Source organism: Dellaglioa sp. CoH-55-MRSF-8 (assembly GCF_056782195.1).
The window spans coordinates 1-329 of sequence record NZ_JBXAYH010000140.1 but is presented as its reverse complement, the minus strand read 5'-3'; the positions used below and the strand labels follow the sequence as shown (position 1 = coordinate 329).

The 329-nt window shown below is 49.8% G+C and carries 1 protein-coding gene; it reads left to right on the top strand.

Translation table 11 applies throughout. The annotated features are described in order from the left end of the window. Positions 1-229, top strand: a 229-nt coding sequence (locus tag AC1RPW_RS08270) for a hypothetical protein (RefSeq protein ID WP_481769485.1), incomplete at its 5' end; no start/stop codon positions are given. Between the last annotated feature and the right edge of the window lie 100 nt (positions 230-329).

Sequence of the window (329 nt, the reverse complement as noted above, 5' to 3'; positions counted from 1 at the left end):
CCGTCACGCAGTTGAACAGATGAATTGGGAGCTTTGTACGATCGTCAGAGGTGAAACGCCTGCTTGCCTTTCGGGTTTGGCGTGCCACGACCTTAGCCACGTAATTCTGGAAAAGGCCGGGGCATTCGGCGTGTATCGGATCAAGTGCATGCCACAAAAACATGTCGAGCGTATGAAGGTATTCCAGTGTCGTCAGGTTTTTGCTGATGCGCTCAGTTATCGTTTTTAGCTTCGAAAACGAAGCGCTGTGTTCATACGCCTTCATACCTTACCTATTGCGTCTTTGTTTCAAGGCCGCTACCGAACTTTGTACTGAACGCGGTAGCGTT